This window comes from Winogradskyella sp., from assembly GCF_003712105.1.
Classification (GTDB): Bacteria; Bacteroidota; Bacteroidia; order Flavobacteriales; family Flavobacteriaceae; genus Winogradskyella.
Genome location: NZ_RHLG01000001.1, coordinates 306,191 through 330,780 on the forward strand (window position 1 = coordinate 306,191; position 24,590 = coordinate 330,780).

19 protein-coding genes are annotated in these 24,590 nt (G+C 33.9%); 11 read left to right on the plus strand and 8 right to left on the minus strand.

The annotated features are described in order from the left end of the window. Position 1 precedes the first annotated feature (1 nt). Positions 2 to 2,764, minus strand: a complete 2,763-nt coding sequence (locus ED556_RS01515) for a 2-oxoglutarate dehydrogenase E1 component (protein ID WP_296318773.1) — start codon at positions 2,762 to 2,764, stop codon at positions 2 to 4. 112 nt (positions 2,765 to 2,876) lie between these two features. On the opposite strand from ED556_RS01515, the gene ED556_RS01520 reads away from it, so the two are divergent. Continuing rightward, entirely contained in the window at positions 2,877 to 3,389 is a 513-nt protein-coding gene (locus ED556_RS01520) for an alpha-ketoglutarate decarboxylase (RefSeq protein WP_296318774.1), read from the plus strand. Here ED556_RS01520 and ED556_RS01525 read toward each other — a convergent pair. Together ED556_RS01525 and ED556_RS01530 are read right to left on the minus strand one after the other, a co-directional pair. Continuing rightward, entirely contained in the window at positions 3,386 to 3,736 is a 351-nt protein-coding gene (locus tag ED556_RS01525; protein WP_296318775.1) for a hypothetical protein, read from the minus strand. The two genes, ED556_RS01520 and ED556_RS01525, sit on opposite strands and share 4 nt — an antisense overlap. Next, a complete protein-coding gene (locus tag ED556_RS01530) occupies positions 3,736 to 4,710 on the minus strand; it encodes a polyprenyl synthetase family protein (protein ID WP_296318776.1) in 975 nt (324 codons plus the stop codon). Before ED556_RS01530 ends, ED556_RS01525 begins: the two co-directional genes overlap by 1 nt. 155 nt (positions 4,711 to 4,865) lie before the next feature. On the opposite strand from ED556_RS01530, the gene ED556_RS01535 reads away from it, so the two are divergent. From ED556_RS01535 to aspS, 5 genes are all read left to right on the plus strand, one after another. Continuing rightward, positions 4,866 to 5,474 carry a TetR/AcrR family transcriptional regulator gene (locus ED556_RS01535; RefSeq protein WP_296318777.1) on the plus strand — a complete coding sequence of 203 codons (609 nt, stop codon included), beginning with the start codon at positions 4,866 to 4,868 and terminating at the stop codon, positions 5,472 to 5,474. Next, positions 5,474 to 6,817, plus strand: coding sequence for a TolC family protein (locus tag ED556_RS01540; RefSeq protein ID WP_296318778.1), 1,344 nt, complete (start codon positions 5,474 to 5,476; stop codon positions 6,815 to 6,817). Before ED556_RS01535 ends, ED556_RS01540 begins: the two co-directional genes overlap by 1 nt. A gap of 24 nt (positions 6,818 to 6,841) precedes the next feature. Further along, on the plus strand, positions 6,842 to 8,005 hold the full coding sequence (locus ED556_RS01545; protein ID WP_296318779.1) for an efflux RND transporter periplasmic adaptor subunit: 1,164 nt from the start codon (positions 6,842 to 6,844) through the stop codon (positions 8,003 to 8,005). An 18-nt stretch (positions 8,006 to 8,023) separates the two neighbouring features. Then, positions 8,024 to 11,659 (plus strand): efflux RND transporter permease subunit, encoded by a 3,636-nt coding sequence (locus ED556_RS01550; protein ID WP_296318780.1) that lies wholly within the window; start codon positions 8,024 to 8,026, stop codon positions 11,657 to 11,659. 164 nt (positions 11,660 to 11,823) lie between these two features. Next, positions 11,824 to 13,572 (plus strand): aspartate--tRNA ligase, encoded by a 1,749-nt coding sequence (gene aspS / locus ED556_RS01555; protein WP_296318781.1) that lies wholly within the window; start codon positions 11,824 to 11,826, stop codon positions 13,570 to 13,572. Between the two features lie 8 nt (positions 13,573 to 13,580). Here aspS and ED556_RS01560 read toward each other — a convergent pair whose 3' ends face one another. Further along, the gene (locus ED556_RS01560; RefSeq protein ID WP_296318782.1) at positions 13,581 to 14,027 is read right to left on the minus strand and encodes a tail fiber protein; all 447 of its coding nucleotides are present in this window, start codon (positions 14,025 to 14,027) and stop codon (positions 13,581 to 13,583) included. Positions 14,028 to 14,134: 107 nt separating this feature from the next. Between ED556_RS01560 and ED556_RS01565 the strand changes: the two genes are divergently transcribed. The 3 genes from ED556_RS01565 to ED556_RS01575 all read left to right on the plus strand — a co-directional run bounded on the left by ED556_RS01565 (position 14,135) and on the right by ED556_RS01575 (position 16,458). Then, positions 14,135 to 15,916, plus strand: a complete 1,782-nt coding sequence (locus ED556_RS01565; protein ID WP_296318783.1) for a chloride channel protein — start codon at positions 14,135 to 14,137, stop codon at positions 15,914 to 15,916. Between the two features lie 2 nt (positions 15,917 to 15,918). Further along, positions 15,919 to 16,164, plus strand: a complete 246-nt coding sequence (locus tag ED556_RS01570; protein WP_296318784.1) for a hypothetical protein — start codon at positions 15,919 to 15,921, stop codon at positions 16,162 to 16,164. Positions 16,165 to 16,266: 102 nt separating this feature from the next. Further along, positions 16,267 to 16,458, plus strand: coding sequence for a cold-shock protein (locus ED556_RS01575; protein WP_296318785.1), 192 nt, complete (start codon positions 16,267 to 16,269; stop codon positions 16,456 to 16,458). Positions 16,459 to 16,512: 54 nt separating this feature from the next. On the opposite strand, the gene ED556_RS01580 is transcribed toward ED556_RS01575, so the two are convergent. Then, positions 16,513 to 16,962 carry a nucleoside deaminase gene (locus ED556_RS01580; RefSeq protein WP_296318786.1) on the minus strand — a complete coding sequence of 150 codons (450 nt, stop codon included), beginning with the start codon at positions 16,960 to 16,962 and terminating at the stop codon, positions 16,513 to 16,515. A 159-nt stretch (positions 16,963 to 17,121) separates the two neighbouring features. After that, positions 17,122 to 17,601, minus strand: a complete 480-nt coding sequence (locus ED556_RS01585) for a hypothetical protein (protein ID WP_296318787.1) — start codon at positions 17,599 to 17,601, stop codon at positions 17,122 to 17,124. A gap of 239 nt (positions 17,602 to 17,840) precedes the next feature. On the opposite strand from ED556_RS01585, the gene ED556_RS01590 reads away from it, so the two are divergent. Continuing rightward, positions 17,841 to 19,616 carry a 1-deoxy-D-xylulose-5-phosphate synthase gene (locus tag ED556_RS01590; RefSeq protein ID WP_296318788.1) on the plus strand — a complete coding sequence of 592 codons (1,776 nt, stop codon included), beginning with the start codon at positions 17,841 to 17,843 and terminating at the stop codon, positions 19,614 to 19,616. Here ED556_RS01590 and ED556_RS01595 read toward each other — a convergent pair. Both ED556_RS01595 and ED556_RS01600 read right to left on the minus strand, forming a co-directional pair. Then, entirely contained in the window at positions 19,599 to 19,781 is a 183-nt protein-coding gene (locus tag ED556_RS01595; RefSeq protein WP_296318789.1) for a hypothetical protein, read from the minus strand. The genes ED556_RS01590 and ED556_RS01595 overlap by 18 nt on opposite strands. A 115-nt stretch (positions 19,782 to 19,896) precedes the next feature. Beyond that, positions 19,897 to 21,237 carry a deoxyguanosinetriphosphate triphosphohydrolase gene (locus ED556_RS01600; RefSeq protein WP_296318790.1) on the minus strand — a complete coding sequence of 447 codons (1,341 nt, stop codon included), beginning with the start codon at positions 21,235 to 21,237 and terminating at the stop codon, positions 19,897 to 19,899. Between the two features lie 492 nt (positions 21,238 to 21,729). Between ED556_RS01600 and ED556_RS01605 the strand changes: the two genes are divergently transcribed. Further along, positions 21,730 to 24,555: a TonB-dependent receptor gene (locus ED556_RS01605; RefSeq protein WP_296318791.1), complete on the plus strand. Its 2,826-nt coding sequence runs from the start codon at positions 21,730 to 21,732 to the stop codon at positions 24,553 to 24,555. Positions 24,556 to 24,590: the final 35 nt, after the last annotated feature.

Below are 24,590 nucleotides of genomic sequence, written 5' to 3' on the forward strand. Positions count from 1 at the left end.
TTTATTTTCCTCGCTGATTGTTTTTTGTGTTGTCGAAAACGTAATCGATAACTTCTTGATGACGTATCTTAGATCGCATAGAACTACCTGCTGATGGCGCTCCGTAAGGCCTTCTACTCGCTGCTCTCCAATTTTTAGCGTCATCAAAATGCATTAACATGTGGCTGTAAGCTCCCATGTTTCTTGGTTCTTCTTGAGCCCAAACAATATCGTCTGCATTTTTATATTTCTTTAAAACAGATTTAATTTCATCTACAGGTAAAGGAAATAACTGTTCTATTCTTACTAATGCAACATCTTCTCTACCTAATTTTTCTTGCTCATCTAATAAATCGTAGTAAAACTTACCTGTTACAAAAACTAATGTCTTAACCTTTGTAGCTTTAGCATTCGCATCATCAATAAGCATTTGGAAACTTCCGTTTGCAAACTCATCTACGGTAGAAATTACTTTTGGATGACGTAACAAACTTTTTGGTGTAAATACTATTAATGGTTTTCTGTAATTGGCTTTCATTTGCTTACGCAACAAATGAAACATGTTTGCAGGTGTTGTACAATCTGCAACAAACATATTATCCTTAGCGCATACTTGCAAGTAACGTTCCATCCGACCAGAAGAGTGCTCTGCACCTTGACCTTCATACCCATGCGGCAATAACATTACTAATCCGTTTTGAGTTTTCCATTTATCTTCACCAGATGAAATGTACTGATCAATCATAATTTGTGCGCCGTTACTAAAGTCTCCAAATTGTGCTTCCCAAATGGTTAATGTTTCTGGGCTTGCCATAGCATAACCATAATCAAAACCTACAACACCATATTCAGACAATAACGAATTGTATATATTAAACTGTCCTTGGTCTTTAGATACATTTTTAAGAAGTATAATTTCTTCTTCACTATCTTCAACTTTAACAACAGCATGTCTATGAGAGAATGTACCGCGCTCTACATCTTGACCAGAAATCCTAACATTAAACCCTTCAGATAAAAGCGTTCCATATGCCAAATGTTCTGCCATCGCCCAATCTAATCTATCTTCGTCAAACATTTTCTGACGCTCATTAATTAGGCGTGAAATTTTACGTATAAACTTTTTATCTTCAGGAAGCGTTGATATTACCTTAGTTATATCTTTAAGAAGCTTTTTTGACACCTTAGTATTAATAGGTTGTATCATTTCTTTTTCATCTACACGAACATAACCTTCCCATTGTTCTTGCATAAATCCAGAAATCTTTGTCTTCTTAACTTTGCGTGAATCTTCAAGTTTTTCTTCTAACTTATCTTTATAATCCCGTTCTATCTTTTTTACATATCCTTCGTCTATAATACCTTCAGCTATAAGACGTTCAGCATAAATATCCCTAGGGTTTTTATGTTTAGCTATAGCTTTGTATAATAACGGTTGTGTAAATTTTGGTTCATCGCCTTCATTATGTCCATATTTTCTATATCCTAAAAGATCTATAAAAACATCGCGATGGAACCTCATTCTAAATTCTAAAGCAAATAATGTGGCATGGACTACTGCTTCTGCGTCGTCTGCATTAACATGCATAACAGGAGATAAAGTTACTTTACCAACATCTGTACAATAGGTACTAGAGCGTGCATCTAAATAATTAGTTGTAAAACCAATTTGATTATTTACAACTATATGCAAAGTACCATAGGTTTTGTAACCATCTAATCGTGCCATTTGCACAACCTCATATACTAATCCTTGTCCAGCAATTGCTGCATCTCCATGCACTACAATTGGTAATACTTGTGCCGGATCTTCGATTTCGCTTCTATCTTGCTTAGCCCTAACAATACCTTCTACAACTGCTCCCACCGTTTCAAGGTGTGATGGGTTAGGTGCTATACTCAAGTTGATTTTTTTACCAGAATCCGTTTCGCGATCACTGGTCCAACCCATATGATATTTTACATCGCCATCAAATACTTTCTCTTCATAATCTTTACCATCAAACTCACTGAAAATATCCTTTGCCGATTTACCAAAAATATTTGTAAGTGTACTTAAACGCCCACGGTGTGCCATACCCATTACAAACTCTTTTACGCCATGTTCGGCAGCGCTTTCAATAACAGCATCCAAAGCTGGAATCAACGATTCGTTTCCTTCAAGGGAGAATCTTTTCTGACCGACATATTTGGTATGTAAAAAGGTTTCAAAGGAAACGGCTTCGTTTAGTTTTTCTAGAATATGTATTTTTTCTTCTTTAGAGAAATTAGGATGATTGTCGTTAATGTTCAATCTATTTTGAATCCAATTTACCTTCTCTGGCTGACGGATATACATATATTCTACACCAATAGAATCGCAATAAATGCGTTCTAGATGATCAATTATTTGTTGTAAAGTAGCTTGACCTAAACCTAAAATATCTCCTGCAGAAAATTTTGTAGATAAATCGTCTTTTGATAACCCAAAGTTTTCAATCTCTAAAGTTGGTGCATATTTACGTCTTGCACGGACAGGATTAGTTCGAGTAAATAAATGTCCTCTACTTCTGTAACCATCAATTAATTTTACAACCTGAAACTCTTTTTGTACATGCTCAGGTATTTGTGTTGAAACTCCATCTACTATTTCACCATCAAAACCATAATTTTCTGAACCAAAATCGTAACCTTGAAAAAAGGCTCTCCAACTTGGTTCTAGAGAATCAGGATTGTTAAGATATTGATCGTATAAATCAGCGAAATATGCTGTATGCGCTGCGTTTAGAAAGGAATATTTGTCCATTATTTTTTTTTAGACGTTTTCGCTTCAGTAAATTTAAGCAAAAGTACAACTTTTAGCGTTTTGTAGTACACATTTACTATATTTATAACCATTGCATTGTTAAATTATATATATGAAGACTTTTTTTGCTACTCTAGCCTTTATTTTCGTTTGCACAATAGGCTTTTCTCAAGAGGATCAAACTTCTAATTTTTGGGGTAATGTAAGAGTTGGTGGTGGAGTTGGCCTTAACTTTGGAGATGGTTTTTTTAACGGTACACTCGCTCCAATAGCCATCTATGATTTTAATCCCTATTTTTCTGCTGGAGTTGGTCTCACAGGGAGTTATAGTAGTCAAAGAAATGTTTTCAAATCCACAATTCTGGGTGGTAGTTTAATTGCTTTAACAAATCCTTTCCCAGAAGTTCAAGTATCTGCAGAATTCGAACAAGTTAATGTAAACACCAATTTCGACTCACGGTTTGTTACAAATGCTGATGATAACTTTTGGGCAAATGCATTGTTTTTAGGCGTAGGTTACAGAACAGGTAATGTTGTTGTTGGTATTAGATATGATGTGTTATATGATGAAGATGAAAGCATCTATGCTGACCCTTGGCTGCCCTTTGTAAGATTTTGGTTTTAACTATACATTGCTTTGTAATATACCTTCTGCCACTCGCGCTGCAGTATTAAAAAGCAAATATCTTCAGATAATTTTACCACATCATTCCCGTCAAGTGCCTTAACTTTTACTTCTGTTACATCAACTATGTAAAGCAGATTAAGGTATTCTGAAAATTTATTCTGAATAAGATCATAGAGTTCTTCCTGTAGAACCAGTTTTAAACTTGTTGGCAAAACGTCTTCATTAAACTCTAAATCTATATTGGCTAGACTCAAATCTTTATTGAGCTGACGTACTAGCTTTTTGTATAGTTTTAAATCTTGAGATTCAGCTATTAATTCTTCGAAAGTCTTAGGCAACTGCATTATACATTTCTGGTCATAAGACCTAAACCAAACTGTTTTAGAACACGTTTTTTATCTTCTGAGATATTAAGGAGTTTTAATACTGAAAATGCTTTTTCAGTATACACTTCAACTGCCGCTTTTGTCGCATCTTTCGCACCAGTATCTGTAAAAATTTGTTTTACACGATTTACTTTTTCCTCAGTATTTTCAGGCTTTGCGTTAAACAATTCTATTAATTCTGTTTTATCAGAACTAGAAGCAAACTCTAAAGCTTTTAGATACAAATATGTTTTTTTGTTTTCTATAATGTCGCCTCCAACTTGTTTACCAAAAGTATCAGGATTACCAAAAGCATCGAGGTAATCATCTTGAAGCTGAAATGCAATGCCCAAAAAACGTCCAAAATCATATATTCCGTTTTGATTATCTTCAGAAGCTTCTGCTACTATAGCACCCATTTTCATAGCACCACCAACTAATACAGCGGTTTTGTATTCAATCATTTTAAGATATTCATCTATGGTAACATCGTTTCGGGTTTCGAAATCAACATCATACTGTTGACCCTCACAAACTTCAATAGCTGTTTTACTAAAAAGTTTAGCTAATGACTGAAACGTTTCAGGATTGTAATTTTCAAATAACTGATACGCCATAATTAGCATTGCATCTCCAGATAAAATCCCAGTATTAATATCCCATTTTTCATGAACCGTTTCTTTGCCTCTACGCAGAGGTGCGTCGTCCATAATATCGTCATGCACTAATGAAAAGTTATGAAACACCTCAACACTAAGAGCTGCATCTAAGGCTTTATGATAATCTGCTCCAAAGCAATCACAAGCCATAAGCGTAAGCACAGGACGTAGCCGTTTACCTCCAATATTAAGAATATAGTTTACAGGATCGTAGAGATTTCTCGGTTCTCGATCCTTAATATAATTCTCTAAGTATTTTATAAATGATTCTTGATATTCTATAATACTATCCATGACACAAAAATAAGTTTTTAAACATACTTAAGCTTAGTGTTTCCAATGTTAAAAAAACATTAAAACTTAGGAAACTTTTATTGTTTTTAAAGTTTCCTAGTGTACATTTGTACTCATTTTTAAGATTAGGTATTGCATTTCTAGGTGCACAAATAATGAGAGACAAAATAATATATAAATCTTCTGAGCTTTTTCTAAATCTTGGTTTTAAGAGTGTTACCATGGATGATATTGCATCAGAAATGGGCATATCCAAAAAAACAATCTATGTGCATTTTAGTAATAAAACCAAATTAGTAGAAGCTGTAACTTTTCATTTGTTTGACACAATTAGTTGCGGTATCGATGACATTTGTGAAAATGCTCCTAACCCTATTGAAGAACTTTACTCTATTAAGATGTATGTGATGCATCATCTTAAAAATGAAAAAACATCACCACAATACCAGTTAAAAAAATATTATCCTTCAATACACGATGCACTTAAGTTGAAACAGTTTGATAAAATGCATGAATCTGTTTCTGATAGTTTAAAAAACGGAATTGAAACTGAAGTTTTTAGATCTAATATTGATGTCGAATTTATTGCCAGATTATACTTTAATGGTATGACTGGAATTAAAGACGAATCTATTTTCCCAAGATCTAAGTTTGATATGAATTACCTCATGGAAAATTTTCTGGAGTATCATTTACGTGCTATCGTTACTGAAAAAGGATTCAAAATATTAAATCAATTTATTAACAATCAATCGAAGTCTTAATGAAACATTCTCTTTTCTTCTGTTTTTTAATGCTAATATCTTTTGGTTACGCTCAAGATATTCCAAGTAGTTTTAGCTTACAAGAGGCCATAGATTATGCCTTAGAGAACAATAGACAAGCAAAAAATGCAGCTAGAGATATAGATGCTGCTAGAAAACAAAAATGGGAAACCACGGCAACAGGTTTACCTCAACTAGACGCTAATATTAGTTATCAAAACAATTTAAAGCAACAAATTTCTTTGGTTCCTGCAGAATTTTTTGGCGGTAATCCTGGAGAATTTCAAGAAGTTATATTTGGTGTACAGCACAATGTGAACGCTACAGCAACTTTAAATCAGCTGTTATTTGATGGCTCTTATCTGGTAGGATTACAATCGGCAAAGGTATTTCTTGAAATATCTCAAAATGCAAAAGAAAAGACCGATTTAGAAATTCGAAAAAACGTAATTAATGCATACGGCAATGTATTGTTATCTGAAGAAAGTGTAAAAATTCTAGAAAACAATGTTGCAGTTTTAGAAAAAAATCTAAGTGAAACCACAAAGATTTATGAAAATGGATTGGAAGAGCAGGAAAGTGTAGAACAATTGCAGATTACATTATCTAATTTACGTAGTAACCTAAATAACGCTAATAGACTAAAAGGCATTGCTTATCAATTATTTAATATCACCTTAGGCATTGAATACAATGCTGCTACTGCATTAACAGAGAATTTAGAAGACTTAGCTCTAAAGAACATTACTCTAGAATCTTTAAATGATGAAGAAGATGTTACTTCGACTATAGATTACCGCATTGCCGCAAATGATAAAAAATCTAAAGAGTTATTATTAAAACTTGAAAAATCTAAAGCACTACCACAACTAAGCGCATTTTTAAATGGTGGTTATTTAGGTTTTGGAAATGAATTCACATTCTTTGATAGAGACCAAGAATGGGCTGGGTTTTCAACTTTGGGATTAAATCTTAGTGTTCCGCTTTTCAGTTCTGGTCAACGAAGCGCTGCAACACAACGTGCAAAAATTAACTTAGAAAAATCTCAAGAAGAATTAACTGAAACAGAGCAAAGGTTAAATCTTCAAATAGAGACGGCGAAAAGCAACTATAGATTTGCAGTTGAAGACTATGATAATAAAAAGCAAAATCTCGCCCTTGCGGAACGTATTGAAAACAAAAATCAAATTAAATTTTTCGAAGGTATTGCTTCTAGCTTTGAGTTAAGACAAGCACAAACACAATTATATACTGCTCAGCAAGAATTTCTTCAAACCATGCTTGATGTAATTAATAGCAAAGCAGAATTAGAAACAATCACTAATAAAATTCCTACTAACTAATCATTCAAAAAAAACATTGACAACATGAGACATATATTTTCATTATTAGTCCTAACAATTCTTTTCGCTTCATGTAGTGGTGATAAGAGCACAGATTCTGTTGCAACTGTAATCGCAGAAGGTGATTTAACCAAAATGAAAAGCAAAAGAGATGAAGTTTTAAAGAGCTATGATAGTATTGGCAAAGTATTAGGCACTTTGGAAACTGCTATATCAGAAAAAGACACTCTAAAGCGTCTTCCTTTAGTAACTTCTTATAAAGTTGTGGATTCTACATTTAAGCATTTTATTGATATACAAGGTGATGTTGATACCAAAGAAAACCTCCTTGTGTATCCAGAATATGCAGGAACACTTACTAATATATACGTAAAAGAAGGTCAAAAAGTTTCTAAAGGACAACTTTTAGCGCGGATTGATGATGGTGGTTTAGGTAATCAGTTAGCACAAATGCAAACACAATATGATCTAGCAAAAACGACCTTTGATCGTCAAGAGCGTCTTTGGAAACAAAAAATAGGAAGTGAGATTCAATATCTTCAAGCAAAAGCTAATAAAGAAGGATTAGAAAACTCTGTCAAGCAAATGCAATCACAGCTTGGAAAAACAAGAGTTAGAGCTCCTTTTTCTGGTATAATAGATGAAATCATTACTGACCAAGGACAAGTTGTTGCGCCTGGAGCTAATCAACTAATGCGTATTGTAAGTTTAAAAAATATGTATGTAAAAGCTTCTATTCCTGAAACCTATTTAGGTACAATAAATAAAGGTACTTATGTTAGTGTAGAATTCCCATCACTTGGCAAACAAATAGATGGAACCGTTAGACAAGTTGGTAACTTTATTAATCCAAGTAATAGAACTTTTGAAATTGAGATTTCAATTCCGAATAAAGACCAATTGATAAAGCCGAATCTTGTTGCTAATCTAGAGATTAACGATTATGCTAATGAACATGCAATAATAATCCCTGATAATGTTATACAAGAAAATGCTAGAGGCGAGAAGTTTGTTTATATCATTTCCGACTTGAAAGATTCTGAAGCAACCGTTACTAAAACACTTGTAAATCTTGGGTTGGCATATGATGGCTATGTAGAAGTGTTAGATGGATTAAAGCCTGAAGACCTTATTGTTAAAGATGGAGCTATTACAATGAGAGATGGCTTAGCAGTAAAAGTTCAATAACGTAGATAATCACCAATTATGGAAAATACTAAAGTTAAATATTTCGGATTATCCTCTTGGTCAATTGACAATAGGAAAACAGTCTTCGTTATAATTGCCATTATTCTTTTTGGTGGATTATTAAGTTATTCAAGCTTACCAAGAGAGTCATTTCCTGAAATTATTGAGTCAAAAATTTATGTCAGCTCAATATACCCTGGTAATGCTGCTGAGGATGTAGAGAAATTAATTACAAAACCGCTAGAAGAAGAGTTTGATGACATCACTGGTGTTACTAAAATTACGTCAACTTCGGTTCAGGATTATTCTTCTATTCAAGTCGAATTTCAAGAAGATATTACTCCAGAAGAAGCTAAGGTTAAGATAAAGGACAAAATAGATAATGTAAAGGCTCAGCAAGATTGGCCTACCATTGATGGTGGTGTAAAGGTAGAACCTAATGCTTTTGACCTTAATATTTCTGAAGTTACACCTATTGCTAACATAAATATTACAGGTGATTTTACTTCAGAGCAATTAAAAGATTTTGCAGAATTACTTCAAGATGAAATAGAAGAATTAGGTGAAATTAAAGAAGCTCAAATTTTAGGTGCCGAGGATAAAGAAGTTGAAGTCGCTGTAGATGTTTTTAAAATGAATGCATCAAACCTAAGCTTCAATGATATTATTGGTGCTATTCAGTCTGAAAATGTGACTATCTCTGGAGGTAATGTTATTCAAAATGGCATGCAACGTAATATCCGCGTTTTAGGTGAAATCGAAGATCCACAAGAATTACAAAATGTGGTTGTTAAAAATGATGGTGGTAGAATTTTATTAAGAGATGTCGCAAAGGTTAATTTTAGAGAAAAGGACAGAACGACCTATGCAAGAGAATACACTGAGCCAGTTGTAATGCTTAGTATAATGAAGAAAAGTGGCGAAAATATGATTACTGCCATTGAAAAAATTAAAGTCATTTTGGACGAAGCGGTTGGTACCTATATTCCTGAAAATTTGAATATCTCTATAACCAATGACCAATCTACCAGAACTGAAGCTCAGGTATCTGAATTAGAGAATAGTATCATTTTTGGTGTACTATTAGTGGTTGGTGTATTAATGTTTTTCCTCGGTTTCAGAAATGCCATTTTTGTGGGTATAGCTATACCACTTTCTATTATGATGTCGTTCTTAATTCTTCCAATTTTTGGAGGATTTATAGGTATAAATATTACCCTAAACACAATGGTACTTTTTGCGACTGTAATGGGATTAGGAATGTTAGTAGATAATGGTATTGTGGTAGTCGAAAACGTATATCGCCTTATGGACGAAGGTGTGCCTAGATTTGAAGCTGCTAAACAAGGAGTAGGAGAAATTGCATGGCCAATTATTGCCTCTACAGCGACAACCTTAGCGGCCTTTTTACCTTTAGGATTCTGGCCAGGAATAATGGGTAAATTTATGATATACTTCCCATTAACCTTAGCTACTGTACTTGGGTCTTCGTTATTTGTGGCCTTGATTATTAATTCAATGTTGACTTCAGTATTTATGAAAACTGAAGAAGCTAAAATGGAGAGAAATGCACTTATTAGAATAAGTTTAGGGCTATTCATTTTTGGTGCATTATTGACAATTTCTGGTTTGTTTAAAACCAATATCATTTTCTCTATAATTGGTCCAATCGCATTATTAGTTGGGCTAATCATGGCAATAACAGGTTGGCTTAACAGAGCTAAAACAAAACGATTAAAAAATGGGCTAGCATTATTTGGAGCTGGCGTATTACTGTCTATAATTGGTTTTATCGGCGGACCAAAAGCATTTTTAGGGTTTGGTAATTTGTTTATTCTATTAGCTGGTTTATTATGGTTTCATAAATATGCACTTCTTCCACTCTCTGAGAAGTTTCAGTATAAGTGGTTACCTGCACTAGAGAATAGATATAAAGGATTTTTAGATTTTGCCCTTAGAGGTAGCAATGCTTATAGATTTTTCTTTGGCACATTTGGGTTGCTACTATTGTCCTTTGTCGTTTTTGGTGCATCTTCAATAAACACACTTTTCTTTCCAGAGAATGAAGCAAATCAAGCTATTGTTTACATAGAATATCCTGAAGGAACCGATATTGCTAAGACCAATGAAATTACAGAAGACATCGAAGCAAAAGTTATCGAGACCTTAGACCAATTCACCTATACAAAAGATGGAAATCCATATAACTTTATGGCTGAATCTATTATTTCTCAGGTAGGTGAAGGCGCTGGTAATCCTCAGACTGATGGTGGCTCTCAAGCCGAAATGCCACATAAAGGTAAAGTAACTGTACTTTTCAGAGAGTATAAGTATCGTGTGGACGCCAATGGAGATAAAGTAAGCAGTAACGATGTTTTAACTAAAATCCGTAAAGCTGTTCAGGGTTATCCAGGTGTTTCGGTAATAGTAGATAAAGACCAAAATGGTCCTCCTGCAGGATATGCAATAAATATGGAGGTCAAAGGTGAAGATTACAATGAACTTTTAGCTGAAGCAGAAAATATTCAGCAGTTTATTAATGAGGCTAATATCCCTGGTATTGAAGAGTTGAAGATCGATGTGAATCAAAACAAACCAGAAATGGAAGTTTTTGTTGACAGAAAAAAAGCTGGTGAATTAGGCGTTAGTACTACTATGGTTGGACGCACATTACGTCAAGCAATATATGGTTTTGACGCGTCTACTTATAAAGAAGGAGAAGATGATTACGATATTTATGTTCGTTTCAATAACGAGAATAGATATAATGAAAGTGCATTATTTAATCAGTCTGTAACATTTAGAGATAATAATGGAAAACTGAAGAAAATACCAATTTCCTCTGTTGTTAATAAGCGTAATATCGCAACCTTTAGTTCTATAAAACGTAAAGATTTAAAACGTGTTATTACGGTTTACTCAAATGTATTAGAAGGTTATAACGCCACTGAAATAGTTGGTAAGATTACTAATCTTATGACTAACTACAAGTTACCGAGAGGTATTAATTACGACTTTACTGGTGAGCAAGAAGAGCAAGCAAAAAACATGGCATTTTTAAGTAAAGCATTAGTCATTGCTTTAGCATTAATCTTATTAGTAATTGTAGCACAATTTAATTCTATCAGTAAACCAGTAATTATTTTTGGTGCAATTATTCTCAGTTTTATAGGAGTACTTTTCGGAATGGTAATTTTCGGTGATGATTTTGTAATAATCATGACCATGATGGGAATTATTGCCTTAGCAGGTATTGTGGTTAATAATGCGATTGTATTAATAGATTATACACAACTTTTAATCGATAGAAAAAAGATTGAACTTGGTCTTGATGAAGATAGCTTATTAAGTAGAGAAGATTATAGAGATGCTATTATAGAAGGTGGTCGTGCACGTTTAAGACCTGTATTGCTTACAGCAATTACCACAATCTTAGGCCTTTTACCTCTTGCGGTAGGTTTCAATATTGACTTTTTCTCTCTATTTACAGAGTTTGACCCTCATATTTATTTTGGTGGCGACAATACTATTTTCTGGAAACCCATGTCCTTAACAATTATATATGGATTAGTATTTGCAACATTTTTAACATTGGTAATTGTACCTGTAATGTTTTACTTGTTGAACAGGGCCAAAATACGATTTGCATCATAATAGAATTAACAATAACATTCAATTAGCTTTAGATAAGTAAGTAAGATTTTTTATTAGAAAGACGATTGAGTATGTATTAGTTAAGAAAAACCGCAACATTTGTTGCGGTTTTTAATTTATAGAATCATTCAACTTCACTAAATTTGCGGACTTAACTTTTTGAAATGTATAGAAGTCATACTTGTGGCGAATTAAGAGCCGCACACAACAATACAGAGGTTACCCTAAGTGGTTGGGTACAAGGTGTTAGAGACAAAGGTTTTATGGTTTACGTAGATTTACGTGACCGTTACGGTATAACACAGTTGTACTTTGATGAAGAGCAAACCGAGGCATCTATCCTTGAGAATGCTCAAAAACTAGGTAGAGAATTTGTTGTTCAGGTAAAAGGAAAAGTACAGGAACGTGCTTCTAAAAACCCTAATATTCCAACTGGAGATATAGAGGTTTTGGTTTCCGAGTTGACTGTATTAAATAATTCTATTACGCCACCATTTACTATTGAAGATGAAACTGATGGTGGTGATGACTTGCGTATGAAATATCGCTATTTAGATATTAGACGTAATCCAGTTAAGAATAGCTTAATCTTTAGACATAAAGTAGCGCAAGCGGTTAGAAACTATTTATCTACTGATGGTTTTATTGAAGTAGAAACACCATATTTAATTAAATCAACTCCTGAAGGAGCTCGTGATTTTGTTGTGCCTTCTCGTATGAATGAAGGGCAATTCTATGCACTTCCACAATCACCACAAACATTTAAGCAGCTGTTAATGGTTGGTGGCATGGATAAATACTTTCAGATTGTGAAGTGTTTTAGAGATGAAGATTTACGTGCCGATAGACAACCTGAGTTTACGCAAATAGACTGCGAAATGGCATTTGTGGAACAAGAAGATATCTTAAATACTTTCGAAGGTTTAACACGTCATTTGTTGAAAGTAATCAATGATGTGGATGTGGATAAATTCCCAAGAATGCTTTACGATGATGCGATGCGTCTGTATGGTAATGATAAACCAGACATTCGTTTTGGCATGCAGTTCGGTGAGTTAAATGAGGTTGCGCAACATAAAGATTTTAATGTATTCAATAGTGCTGAACTAGTTGTTGGTATTGCTGTGCCAGGAGGAAATGCATATACAAGAAAAGAAATAGATAAACTTATTGATTGGGTTAAGCGCCCACAAGTTGGAGCATTAGGTATGGTATATTGCCGTTGCAATGATGATGGCACTTATAAATCATCGGTTGATAAGTTCTATGACCAAGATGACTTAGCCAAATGGGCAGAAGTTACTGGTGCTAAAGCAGGTGATTTAATTTGTGTGCTTTCTGGAGAAACTAATAAAGTAAGAGCACAACTAAGTGCGTTACGTATGGAATTAGCTGAACGTTTAGGACTTAGAAAACCTGACGAATTTGCACCGCTTTGGGTTATGGATTTTCCATTGTTAGAATGGGACGAGGACACTGAGCGTTATCATGCTATGCATCACCCATTTACTTCACCAAAACCAGGTCAGTTAGAATTATTAGATTCTAAACCAGGTGAAGTAAAAGCAAATGCTTACGATTTAGTTTTAAACGGAAACGAAATTGGTGGCGGCTCTATTCGTATTCACGATAAAGCTACCCAAGCTATAATGTTGAAACATTTAGGATTTTCTGAAGAAGAAGCTAGAGCACAATTCGGATTTTTAATGGATGCTTTTGAATATGGTGCACCACCACATGGCGGTATTGCTTTTGGTCTTGATAGATTGGTTGCAATCTTGGGTGGGCAAGAAACCATTAGAGATTTTATTGCATTCCCAAAAAATAATTCAGGTCGTGATGTTATGATAGATGCACCTGCACCAATCGACAAAGAACAACTGGATGAATTGAATTTGAAGTTGACTGATTAACTAAGAAGTCAACTTCTTGATGGGAAAATGCCATTTACACAAATGACATATCTTATCACGGTATAAGGTTGCATATTTGTAGATGTAGAATCGCTGTATGTTCCATTTTCATCTGGTTTTACAGCTTTTTGTGTGCCATTTTCCACACCACCTTTTTCACCTTGTCGTCTTGTTGTTAATCCTGGCGCGCTGCCTTGACCAACAGGCACTCGACCACGCAAATCAGGTAAAGCAAAGGTCGTACGACCATCACCGCCATATTGTGTTCCTAATAATGCGAATAAAGCATTGTGATCAGAAATTTTTAATAGTCTCCCATCACATTCCATCCAGCCGCGTTGATCAAAATTTACAGCGGTTAACTTAATGTCACCAAGATAAGATTCTTGTGCATTTCCCATGTTGCAGATTGCCAACAAAGCTATTAACGATAAGAAAAAGGTTGCTCTTTTCATGATTAGAGTTTTAGTTTAAAATTGTTTTTTAACAAGTTACAAAATTCTTAAATTGGAGCCATAACTTTAGAATTCCTTAGATATCAAAAGTCTAAAGGTTTCATCTTATGCCAACTAAAACCAGTTTTTTCAGACGATTACTTATTTGGAGATACAAATACATCTCTGAAAAAAACTTTGTTTTTCTACTCAGTATTTTAATAGGTTTATTAGCCGGAATAGTATCTGTTGTAATCAAAAACATCACTTTTGCGATACAAGCAGTTTTAGAAAAAGGAATCATTTTATCTGAAAACAGTATATATTTTATATTACCAATACTAGGGCTTCTATTTGTTTATCTATTTGTGAAATACGTCTCTAAAAAACCTAGTGAACATGCAATCCCTTCTATTCTATATGCTTTATCAAAACGCGATGGAATTTTAAGTAAACGAAAAATATATTTACCACTAATCACTGCACCCTTAACTGTTGGGTTTGGAGGTTCGGTAGGATTACTAGGTCCAGCAATTGCATCTGCTTCTGCTTTAAGTTCTAATCTTGGACGATTATTTCATATTGACAGAAAAACTAGGAGTTTACTCATTGCTTGTGCGGCTGCTGGTGCAATTGCATCTATTTTTAAATCCCCAATTGCTGCGGTTATTTTTGCTATCGAAGTATTCAGCTTGGACTTAACATTTGCTTCATTATTACCTCTACTTATTGCATCTGTGTCCTCGGTGATTACGAGTTATTTTTTCCTTGGAGATACTGTACTTTTCGATTTTAATGTGGTTGATAAATTTGAAATTAATGACACGCTCTTTTATATTCTATTAGGTATCGGCACTGGAATTGCTTCTATATATTTTTCAAAAATATATTTTGGGATTACTTCCTTTTTTAATCGGTTTAAATCGGCAAGACACAAATTGATAATTGGTGGTTTGACTATTGGGGTTATGCTATTTTTTATTCCGCCACTATATGGAGAAGGTTTTAGTTTTATCAATAATCTAATGATAGGTAACGATATCGAAGCACTTGGCAACACACCCTTTGATAAATACATCGACAATATATGGATAGTGATTGGTTTACTATTTGGTATCACTATTTTTAAAGCTATTGCCATGACAACTACCTTCGCCGCTGGTGGTTCTGGAGGAATAATAATCCCAACTTTAGTTATGGGAAGCGCTCTTGGTAATGTTGTGGCAAAAGTGGTTAATAATTGTGGCTTAGGATTCAATGTTTCTGAAGCTAACTTTACATTAATAGGTATGGCCGGCTTAATTGCAGGAGTGCTTCATGCACCACTAACTGCAATATTTTTAATAGCCGAAATTACCGGAGGTTACGAACTGTTTGTGCCTCTAATGATTACCGCATCAATGTCTTTTATAATTAACAAAAACGGTTTAGATCATACCATATACACAAAAGAATTATTAGAAAAAGGAGCGCTTTTAACTCAGAATAAGGATAAAAATGTACTTACTGTAATGAAGTTAGATTCGGTGGTAGAACAAAATTTCATTCCGCTTCAGCCTGAAATGACTCTAGGTGAAATGCTTAAAGTCGGTGTTTCAAAATCAAATAGAAATTTGTTTCCTGTAACTGATGAAGACTCTAATTTTATTGGAATACTACTATTAGATGATATCCGTTCAGTTATGTTTGATCAAAGTCTGTATAGCTCTACATCCGTTGAAACTTTTATGCAAAAGCCACCAGATGTTATAAATTACGACAATGATTCTATGGAAGAAGTCATGAGAAAATTTCAGAGCTCAGGTGCATGGAATCTTCCAGTAATTAGAGACACTAAATACTATGGCTTTGTTTCAAAATCAAAACTCTTAACCGCATACAGAAAAGAACTTATCAATTTTACATCCTAACTATGAAAATATTAAAAGTGATAACATTTATAGCATTAATTGCTTCAATTACGAGTATTATTATTGGCTATACGATGGAATTATCATATTCAAAAAAACTTATTGGCTTTGGTGTTGTTGGGATTTTCTTTATCGTTTTTCCTATATTTTCATATTATCGCTGGAAAGATAAAGACCCTAAAGATTACATGATTACTAAGGAGAATATCGATAAAATGCGAGAAAATCAAAAAAAGTATAAATATTAGATCCTGTATTAAGAAATTGTAACTTTTTGAAATAAAATGAGTTATTTTCACTCTATATTATAAATAGCCGTACCTTTGCCCTTTAATTTTTATTTATTTATAATGACTGGAACAGTTAAATTTTTTAATGATTCAAAAGGATTTGGATTCATTACCAACGACGAAACAGGAAAAGACATTTTTGTTCACGTATCTAATCTTAATGGATTAGAAATCCGTGAAGGTGATAATGTAGAGTACACAGAAGAAGAAGGAAGAAAAGGAATGGTTGCTGCTAATATCAGCATTCTTTAAGAGATATACTTTATTTTAGTTTCAGCGCTCAGCTTTTAGCTGGGCGTTTTTGTTTTAATTAAGATTTCGTTTTTCTATAAAAAAACGCTTCATAAGTTCTGAAGCTTCATCTGCAAGAACACCACTAACAACTTTTGTCTTTGGATGTAGTTTTGTTCCCATAACCTTATAACCACGCTGATCATCACTTGCGCCATAAACTACTTTAGACACTTGGCTCCAATACAATGCACCGGCACACATCTGACATGGTTCTAATGTGACATACAATGTACAGTTAGTTAGATATTTTCCTCCTAAAAAATTTGCCGCAGCAGTAATGGCTTGCATCTCGGCATGGGCAGTAACATCATTAAGCAACTCCGTAAGATTATGCGAGCGCGCAATAATTTTGTCATTGATAACCACGACAGCACCTACAGGAATTTCGCCTTTTTCAAAAGCAATCTCTGCTTCCTGAAGCGCTTTCTTCATAAAATAAGTATCGTCAAAAGGGTTTATCATAGCCGTAAATGTACAGCTTAGTATTATAGAATCAAATACGGCGAGGAAATTGATGCTTTTATGCTAAACTTTCAATTGTGCCATCTTATTATAAACTTTTCATTTCCTAAGCCTTGCCATGAAAATTGGTAAGAAATGACTCCAATTATAAAGACAATATTAATCTTTAAAAGGATCTTCTTCATCTAATAGGTCTTTCAGATGAAGAAAAGCTTTGTATAATCTTTTAGATTTCTCAATATTAGAAGGGTTAACCAATCTATAATTAGTTAATCTTGTTATTTCACTTGAATAATTAAATGTTGTTTGAACACATTTACCAATCTTACAATTAAAGTAAATATTACCTTTATAATTGGAGTCATTATATGCAATATCAATGGAGTTTATATTAAACTTCGATTTAATTTCTAATTTCTTTCCATTAGATTTAACACTGTCCCAAAAAATAAAATCTCCATTGTCGTAAATGCTTAACATAATATTATCTGTAATTACAGAACCATCTCTAGAAATAGTCTCAAAATTTGAGAGGTTCTTTTTTATATATTGATATGTTTCAGCTTTTGTTGCATTTTGTGCAAGAATACAATAGCTTGTTAGAAATGCTAAGCAAAAAGTAAATACAGCTTTCTTCATGGTTTTAATTTTAATGTTAAGCAAATAAAAGTTGTAAAGTAAAGTCAGACAATACCCGATTTTAGGTATTCCTATTAAATAATAGAATTCTCTCATACTAATAAGCTTAAAATTATATAGCATACATAAGCTATTGTGTAAATGTTTCATTGTCGTTACTTATAACCTTGATGACTAATTGTGAATCGCATTCAGAAAAGTTTAGATTCTTTTCGTCTTATTTCTCTTATTTTTGCTTTGTGCAAAATTCACTTTTAAAGCATATTAATTACCCTAAAGACTTAAGGCAATTATCAGAAGATAAATTGCCACAACTTGCTCAAGATTTACGTGAGTTTATTATTAATATAGTCGCGACCAAAGAAGGCCATTTGGGCGCAAGTTTAGGTGTTGTTGAACTGACTATTGCGCTTCACTATGTGTTTAATACACCTGAAGATTTATTGATTTGGGATGTTGGTCACCAAGCATACGGCCATAAAATACTAACAGGCCGAAAAGATATTTTTGAGACCAATAGACAGCTAGGTGGTATAAGTGGATTTCCTAAACGTAGCGAAAGCGAATACGACACCTTTGGTGTTGGGCATTCGTCAACCTCAATATCAGCAGCTCTTGGAATGGCAATTGCCTCTCAACTATATGGCGAAGACAAACACCACGTCGCTATAATCGGTGATGCCTCAATAGCTAGCGGAATGGCTTTTGAGGGTCTAAATCACGCCGGTGTTACAGACGCCAACTTATTGGTTATTCTTAATGATAATGCCATTGGTATTGACCCAAGTGTTGGTGCGCTTAAACAATATCTAACCAATGTAAAAAAGGGCACACAAAAGCAAGATAACATTTTTGAAGCCTTAAATTTTGATTACTCTGGCCCAATTGATGGTCATGATTTAACCGCTTTAATTTCAGAATTACAACGATTAAAAACAGTAAAAGGACCAAAGTTCTTACACGTTATTACTACCAAAGGTAAAGGCTTAAAACAAGCAGAAGAAAATCAAGTGAAGTATCATGCACCTGGTAAGTTTGATGCCAAGACTGGAGAATTAATTCCAAAATCTGGCTCTAGCCTACCTCCAAAGTTTCAAGATGTTTTTGGAGAAACTATAGTTGAACTTGCTCAAGAGAATGAAAAAATTATTGGCATTACTCCTGCTATGCCTACTGGCAGTTCCCTTAAATACATGATGGAAGCTATTCCTAAGCGTGCATTTGATGTTGGTATTGCCGAACAACATGCAGTGACTTTAGCTGCGGGAATGGCAACACAAGGCTTAATACCATTTTGTAATATATACTCTACGTTTTTGCAACGCGCTTATGACCAGGTTATTCATGACGTGGCGTTGCAAAATTTACCAGTAGTTTTTTGCCTAGATCGTTCTGGTTTGGTGGGTGAAGACGGCGCTACACATCATGGCGTTTTTGATTTGGCTTGCTTACGTTGTATTCCTAACATGGTGATTTTTGCACCTAGAAATGCCATTGATCTTCGAAACATTATGTACACGGTACAATTAGGTATAGACTTCCCGATTGCTATTCGTTATCCGAGAGGTAGAGATGTAATTACTGATTGGAAATTACCTTTTAAAAACATTGAGATTGGAAAAGGTATTTGTTTAAATGAAGGAGAAAATATTGCTATACTATCTATTGGCTCAACCAGCACAATTGTAACTAATGTTTTAAGTAGTAACGAAAAATATAAAACTATAGGTCACTACGACATGCGCTTTGTTAAACCTTTGGATGAAGATTTACTTAATATTTTATTTAATAAATATAAAGTAATAATTAGCATAGAAGATGGGACTATAGTTGGTGGTTTTGGCAGTGCTATCTTAGAATTTGCAAATACAATGAATTACAAATCTAAGGTTGAAATCATGGGTGTTATGGACGCTTTTACAGAGCATGGCAAAGTCAACGAGCTAAAAAATAGTAACGGGTTTGATGAATCTGGTTTACAGAAAAAACTTGATGAATTAATCCTCAGTATCTAAATCTAAAGTGGCCAGATTTTCGTTCCCGCTATTATTAATTTGATTTTGGACTTCTAAATTGTCTTGTTGAGAAATACCATTAGAATGAGATAAGTCGTCAATGATAAGTAAACATGCCAACACAGCAAAAAATACTACGAAAGCGCTAAGTACATTATTTTTCATTTGTGATAGGTTTGGGGTTTAGCTTAACAAATAACAACAATTAATCGTTAAAAAACAAATTTAATCGATGAAATGCATATTTAAATTATTTCTAATTTAAAATTCAAGTGCTTAATTATATAGAATTTCCATTAATTCTATGATACATCATCATGGCATTAGTATCCGATAATTTTGATATATAGAGGCAAACTGCCATGATATTATCGTACAGCGACGATTGCGATAAATCTATAGTTTCGGGTAAAGTATTTAATATAAGCTTATCATAGTCCGAAAGCCTATCATTATAGACATTACCAGCAAGGTTTACATAAACAGAAAGCAAACCAGACAGTACTTTATAGCCAGCAATTTCTTTATTAATAACCTCCGAAGATTGATACACATTTTTAACGCTTATATCAATAATATCTTTCATCTGAGCTTTATAATTGCTAATATCTAAAAGTCCTGTTTTAAAATCACCAGATAAAATGGCTTCTTCATTCGTCATAAAAATAGAAACTGCTTCATTTATTAGTGTTCCTATGGCTAACGCTCTCAGATAACTTACTCTATCTTGTATAGTATTTAGAGCACTATATTTTTCAGTATTAATTGTGTTTTTCACGAGCTTAATGAGGTATTCGAGAGCGTATTCTTCTTCAATCAGCCCCAAGTTTATTCCATCTTCAAAATCAATAATCGTATAACAAATATCGTCAGCAGCTTCTACGAGATATGCCAATGGATGTCTTGCATAAGTATCATTTTTAGAGTCTCGCTTTACAAGTCCTAACTCGTTTACAACTTCGTTAAAGATTACTGCTTCACTCTGAAAATATCCATATTTCTTATCCGCAATATGCGATGTTGGTTTCTTAGGTAAAGATGCTTTAGGGTATTTCATAAAAGTACCTAAAGTCGCATAACTCAACCGTAAACCGCCTTCTCTACCAGCTCTACTTTCGGTTAAAATCTTTAAACCATTTGCATTGCCCTCAAAATCACATAAATCTTGGTATTGTTTATCTGTGAGTTGGTTAGCATATGTCTTTCCTGCTCCATTTTTAAAAAAAGAACCTATGGCTTTTTCGCCTGAGTGCCCAAAAGGTGGATTACCAATATCATGCGCTAATGCTGCGGCAGCAACTATAGCTCCAAAATCATTTATTTGGTAACCATGTACGGTTTGTAAATGTGGGTGTTTTTCTAGGACTAATCTACCAACTTGCCTACCTAATGAGCGTCCAACAACACTAACCTCAAGGCTATGCGTTAATCTAGTATGAACAAAATCAGTTTTAGACAGTGGTACTACTTGAGTCTTGTCTTGCAAGCTTCTAAATTCTGAAGAAAATATAATACGGTCGTAATCCACCTCAAATCCAAGACGTGTTTCATCTTGCTCTTGCCGTAACCGTTTATTCGTATCGCCAAATCGTCTTAAAGACAATAATTGCTCCCAATTCATACATTAAAAATTTACTCGATAATAGAGATTTAGATATTCCGTATTTGACTTCAAAAATTTTAGTTCATCTCTTTTAATACCTGCTTGTTAAAACCAAGGTAATTTGCTGGAACAAGATATACAAATTGATAAATAAGATTTAGAGTTTTGAAATAAAAGTAGTAACAATTTTAACCCACATTACTGAATAGAACTTCGTTATGAAAGGTGTAAACACAATAAAATCAAGTGCTTTCTCAATTTTAGCATAGCGATGCTATGGTTAAATTTAAAAGTATAATAAAATGATTGATTTTGAAGTGTTTTCGGCTTGTAATAGATTTCCTTTTGAGTAATGCGGGTTTGATGTTAAGAAATTGTTTTGTCATTAGCTGTGCTATTAATACTAAGCTAACTTTTGTGTAACGTTTTTATTACCAATGATTAATTTTTGATTAACCTAAAAACATTTGTTAGGTGGTTTCTTTGCATCATCAAATTAGGAATAAACTGATGAGACATATAACTATATTATTCACAATACTTTTTACTGCAATATCTTTTGCTCAAGATACTGGTTCTGTCTACGGTACATTAACAGATAAGGAGTTTAACAACGAACCTCTTGCCTTCGCCAATGTTCTAATTAAAGGTACTACTACTGGTGTTACATCTGATATTGATGGTGTATATAGATTAGATAATCTAGACCCAGGAACTTATACTATTCAATTTAGTTTTGTTGGTTACGAAACAATTGAAAAACAAGTTGTTGTTGAAGCTGGTAAAGAAATCAAACTTGATATTATCATGTTTGCAAGTGCGGCCTCCCTTGATGAAGTTGTTATTAAGACTACTGCAAAAAAGGAAACAGAAACTGCGCTCCTTTTAGATCAGAAAAAAGCAACTACTATTAAGCAAAGTATTGGTGCTGTAGAACTTTCACGTAAAGGTGTTAGTGATGCTGCTGGAGCTGTCACTAAAATATCTGGTATTTCGAAACAAGAAGGTGGAGGAAATGTTTACGTTCGTGGTCTTGGTGATCGTTACCTTAACACAACATATAACGGACTTACTTTACCTGCTAATAATATTGAAAAGAAGAACATGGATCTTAATCTTTTTTCTTCTGACGTTATACAAAATGTAGGTGTAAGTAAAACTTATGCAGCTAATTTTTATGGTGATTTCGCAGCTGGAAATGTAGACATCGTTGCTAAAGAACATACAGGTGATTTTTTCTTGGATGTAAATTTAGGTTCGAACTTTAACACAAATGCAATAGGCAAGAACTTTGTGAAAAGTGAAGGAACTGGTTATTTCGGGTTTTATAACCGTTATCGTAACAATCCATTCGCTGTAATTTTATCACATGGTGTAGATCCACAAGGTATTGACGGTTCTCTTGGTGTAGAAGGAAATTTTTCAAGCGGTAAATCTTGGGAAATTGGTGAAGAATCTCGATTAAGTCTTTTTACAACAGCTGCGTTTGGTAGTAGTTTTGAATATAGAAGAGGACAATTTGCTAACGTCACAGCAGCAGCAAATACTATTTTCCAAGATGCTGAAGAATTCGAATTTACTCGTAATACAACAGCAATGGCTAATGTTGTATACCGAATTAATAGTGATCACAAAATTAAGTTTAACTCATTATTCATTAATGATGCTACTGACGAAGTAGGACGCTTTGGTATAGATGGTCGTGGTTATAACCGTAATACAATTGCCGATAACGATGATTTTGGGTTCTTTACTCAAAATGTACAGTTTGAACAGGATATGATTTTTGTTAATCAAATCTTAGGAACAAGTACATTGAGCGAAAAATTAAAGTTAGACTATGGCTTAGGTTACAACAAAGTATTAGCTCGCCAACCAGACCGTAAACGTATTGCACTTGAGCGTTTTGAAAATACTCTGGATAACGATCCAAATACTAATGCTATTTTCTTTAGAAACGTAGAATTTGATAACCAGCGTTATTTTCAGAATATTGAAGATAGTGAATTCAATGCTCGTGTTAACTTAAGCTATGAGCAATCCGAAACTCTAAAATTCAACTTTGGTTACAATGGACGTACAAAAGAGCGTACATTCGACAACCAACGTTATGGATATGATATCATTAATCCTCTTACAGAGATTGAAGACGTTAATAATTTTGATGCTTTCTTTACAAGAGAAAATCAAGGTGTTTTATACAATACAAGTGTATTCCGTCCTTTAGATCCAGCAAACGGTTTAGGAAGAGAAAACTTACCTGGGCAACTAGAAAACACTTATGAAGGTAACCTTGATGTACATGCAGTTTATGCTGATGCAGTATACAAAATAGGAGAAAAATGGACTCTTGTTCCTGGTGTAAGAGTTGAAAGTTTTAATCAAGAGATTAGCTACGATGTAATTAATCTTTCTTTTAACAACCCTGGAAGTAACGAAGCTAAAGAAACGTTCTTCTTACCTAGTTTAAATGTTAAATACGCACTTACTGAAGATCAAAATCTTCGTTTTTCGGCAAGTAGAACGGTTTCAAATCCAGAGTTTAAAGAAGTTGCTCCATTTGTTTACGAGAATGTAACTGACCGTATTGGTGGTAATCCAGACTTATTAAACGACCCTGCGTTTTCTACTATTATCAACTTAGACTTAAAGTACGAGTGGTTTATAGATAGTGGCGAAATATTCTCTATTGGTCTTTTTAATAAAACTATAAATGACCCTGTAAACTTGGTTTCTGCTAATGATGCAACAGGTACACAACGTTTCTTTAGAACTGGTGACCGCGCTGATGTTTTCGGAATAGAGCTTGAAGTTAGAAAGAGACTTCTTGAGGATGAAGATGAAAATAGCATTTTATCAGCAGGTATGAATATTACTTATACCTCAACAACGCAAGACCTTAAAACAGTTTCAGGAACATTCAATACTAACTTTAACAGAGATTCTGACGAGCTTCAAGGTGCATCACCAATTCTTATTAATGCTGATATAAGTTACAGCCCAACTTTTGGTGAGTATAAGCCAGTTGCTAACCTTGTTTTCTCTTATTTCTCAGATCGTATAGATGCATTAGGTTCTGGTCAATTAGGAAATATTATTGAAAAAGGAGTTCCGACACTAGATTTCGTATGGAAAAACACAATCAACAAAAACTTTGAGATTAATGCGAGTGTTAAAAACATATTAGACCCTACAATAGAGCGTGTACGTGAAAACGTATCCTTTGATGCAGCATTAGCAAATGACTTGGGAATAAATCCTAACCTTTCTGAGTTTGCGCTATCGAGTTACAAAAGAGGTATTAACGCTAGCATTCAATTCAAGTATAAATTTTAAATCAACCGAAAACGAATATTAAATAAATTCAAACA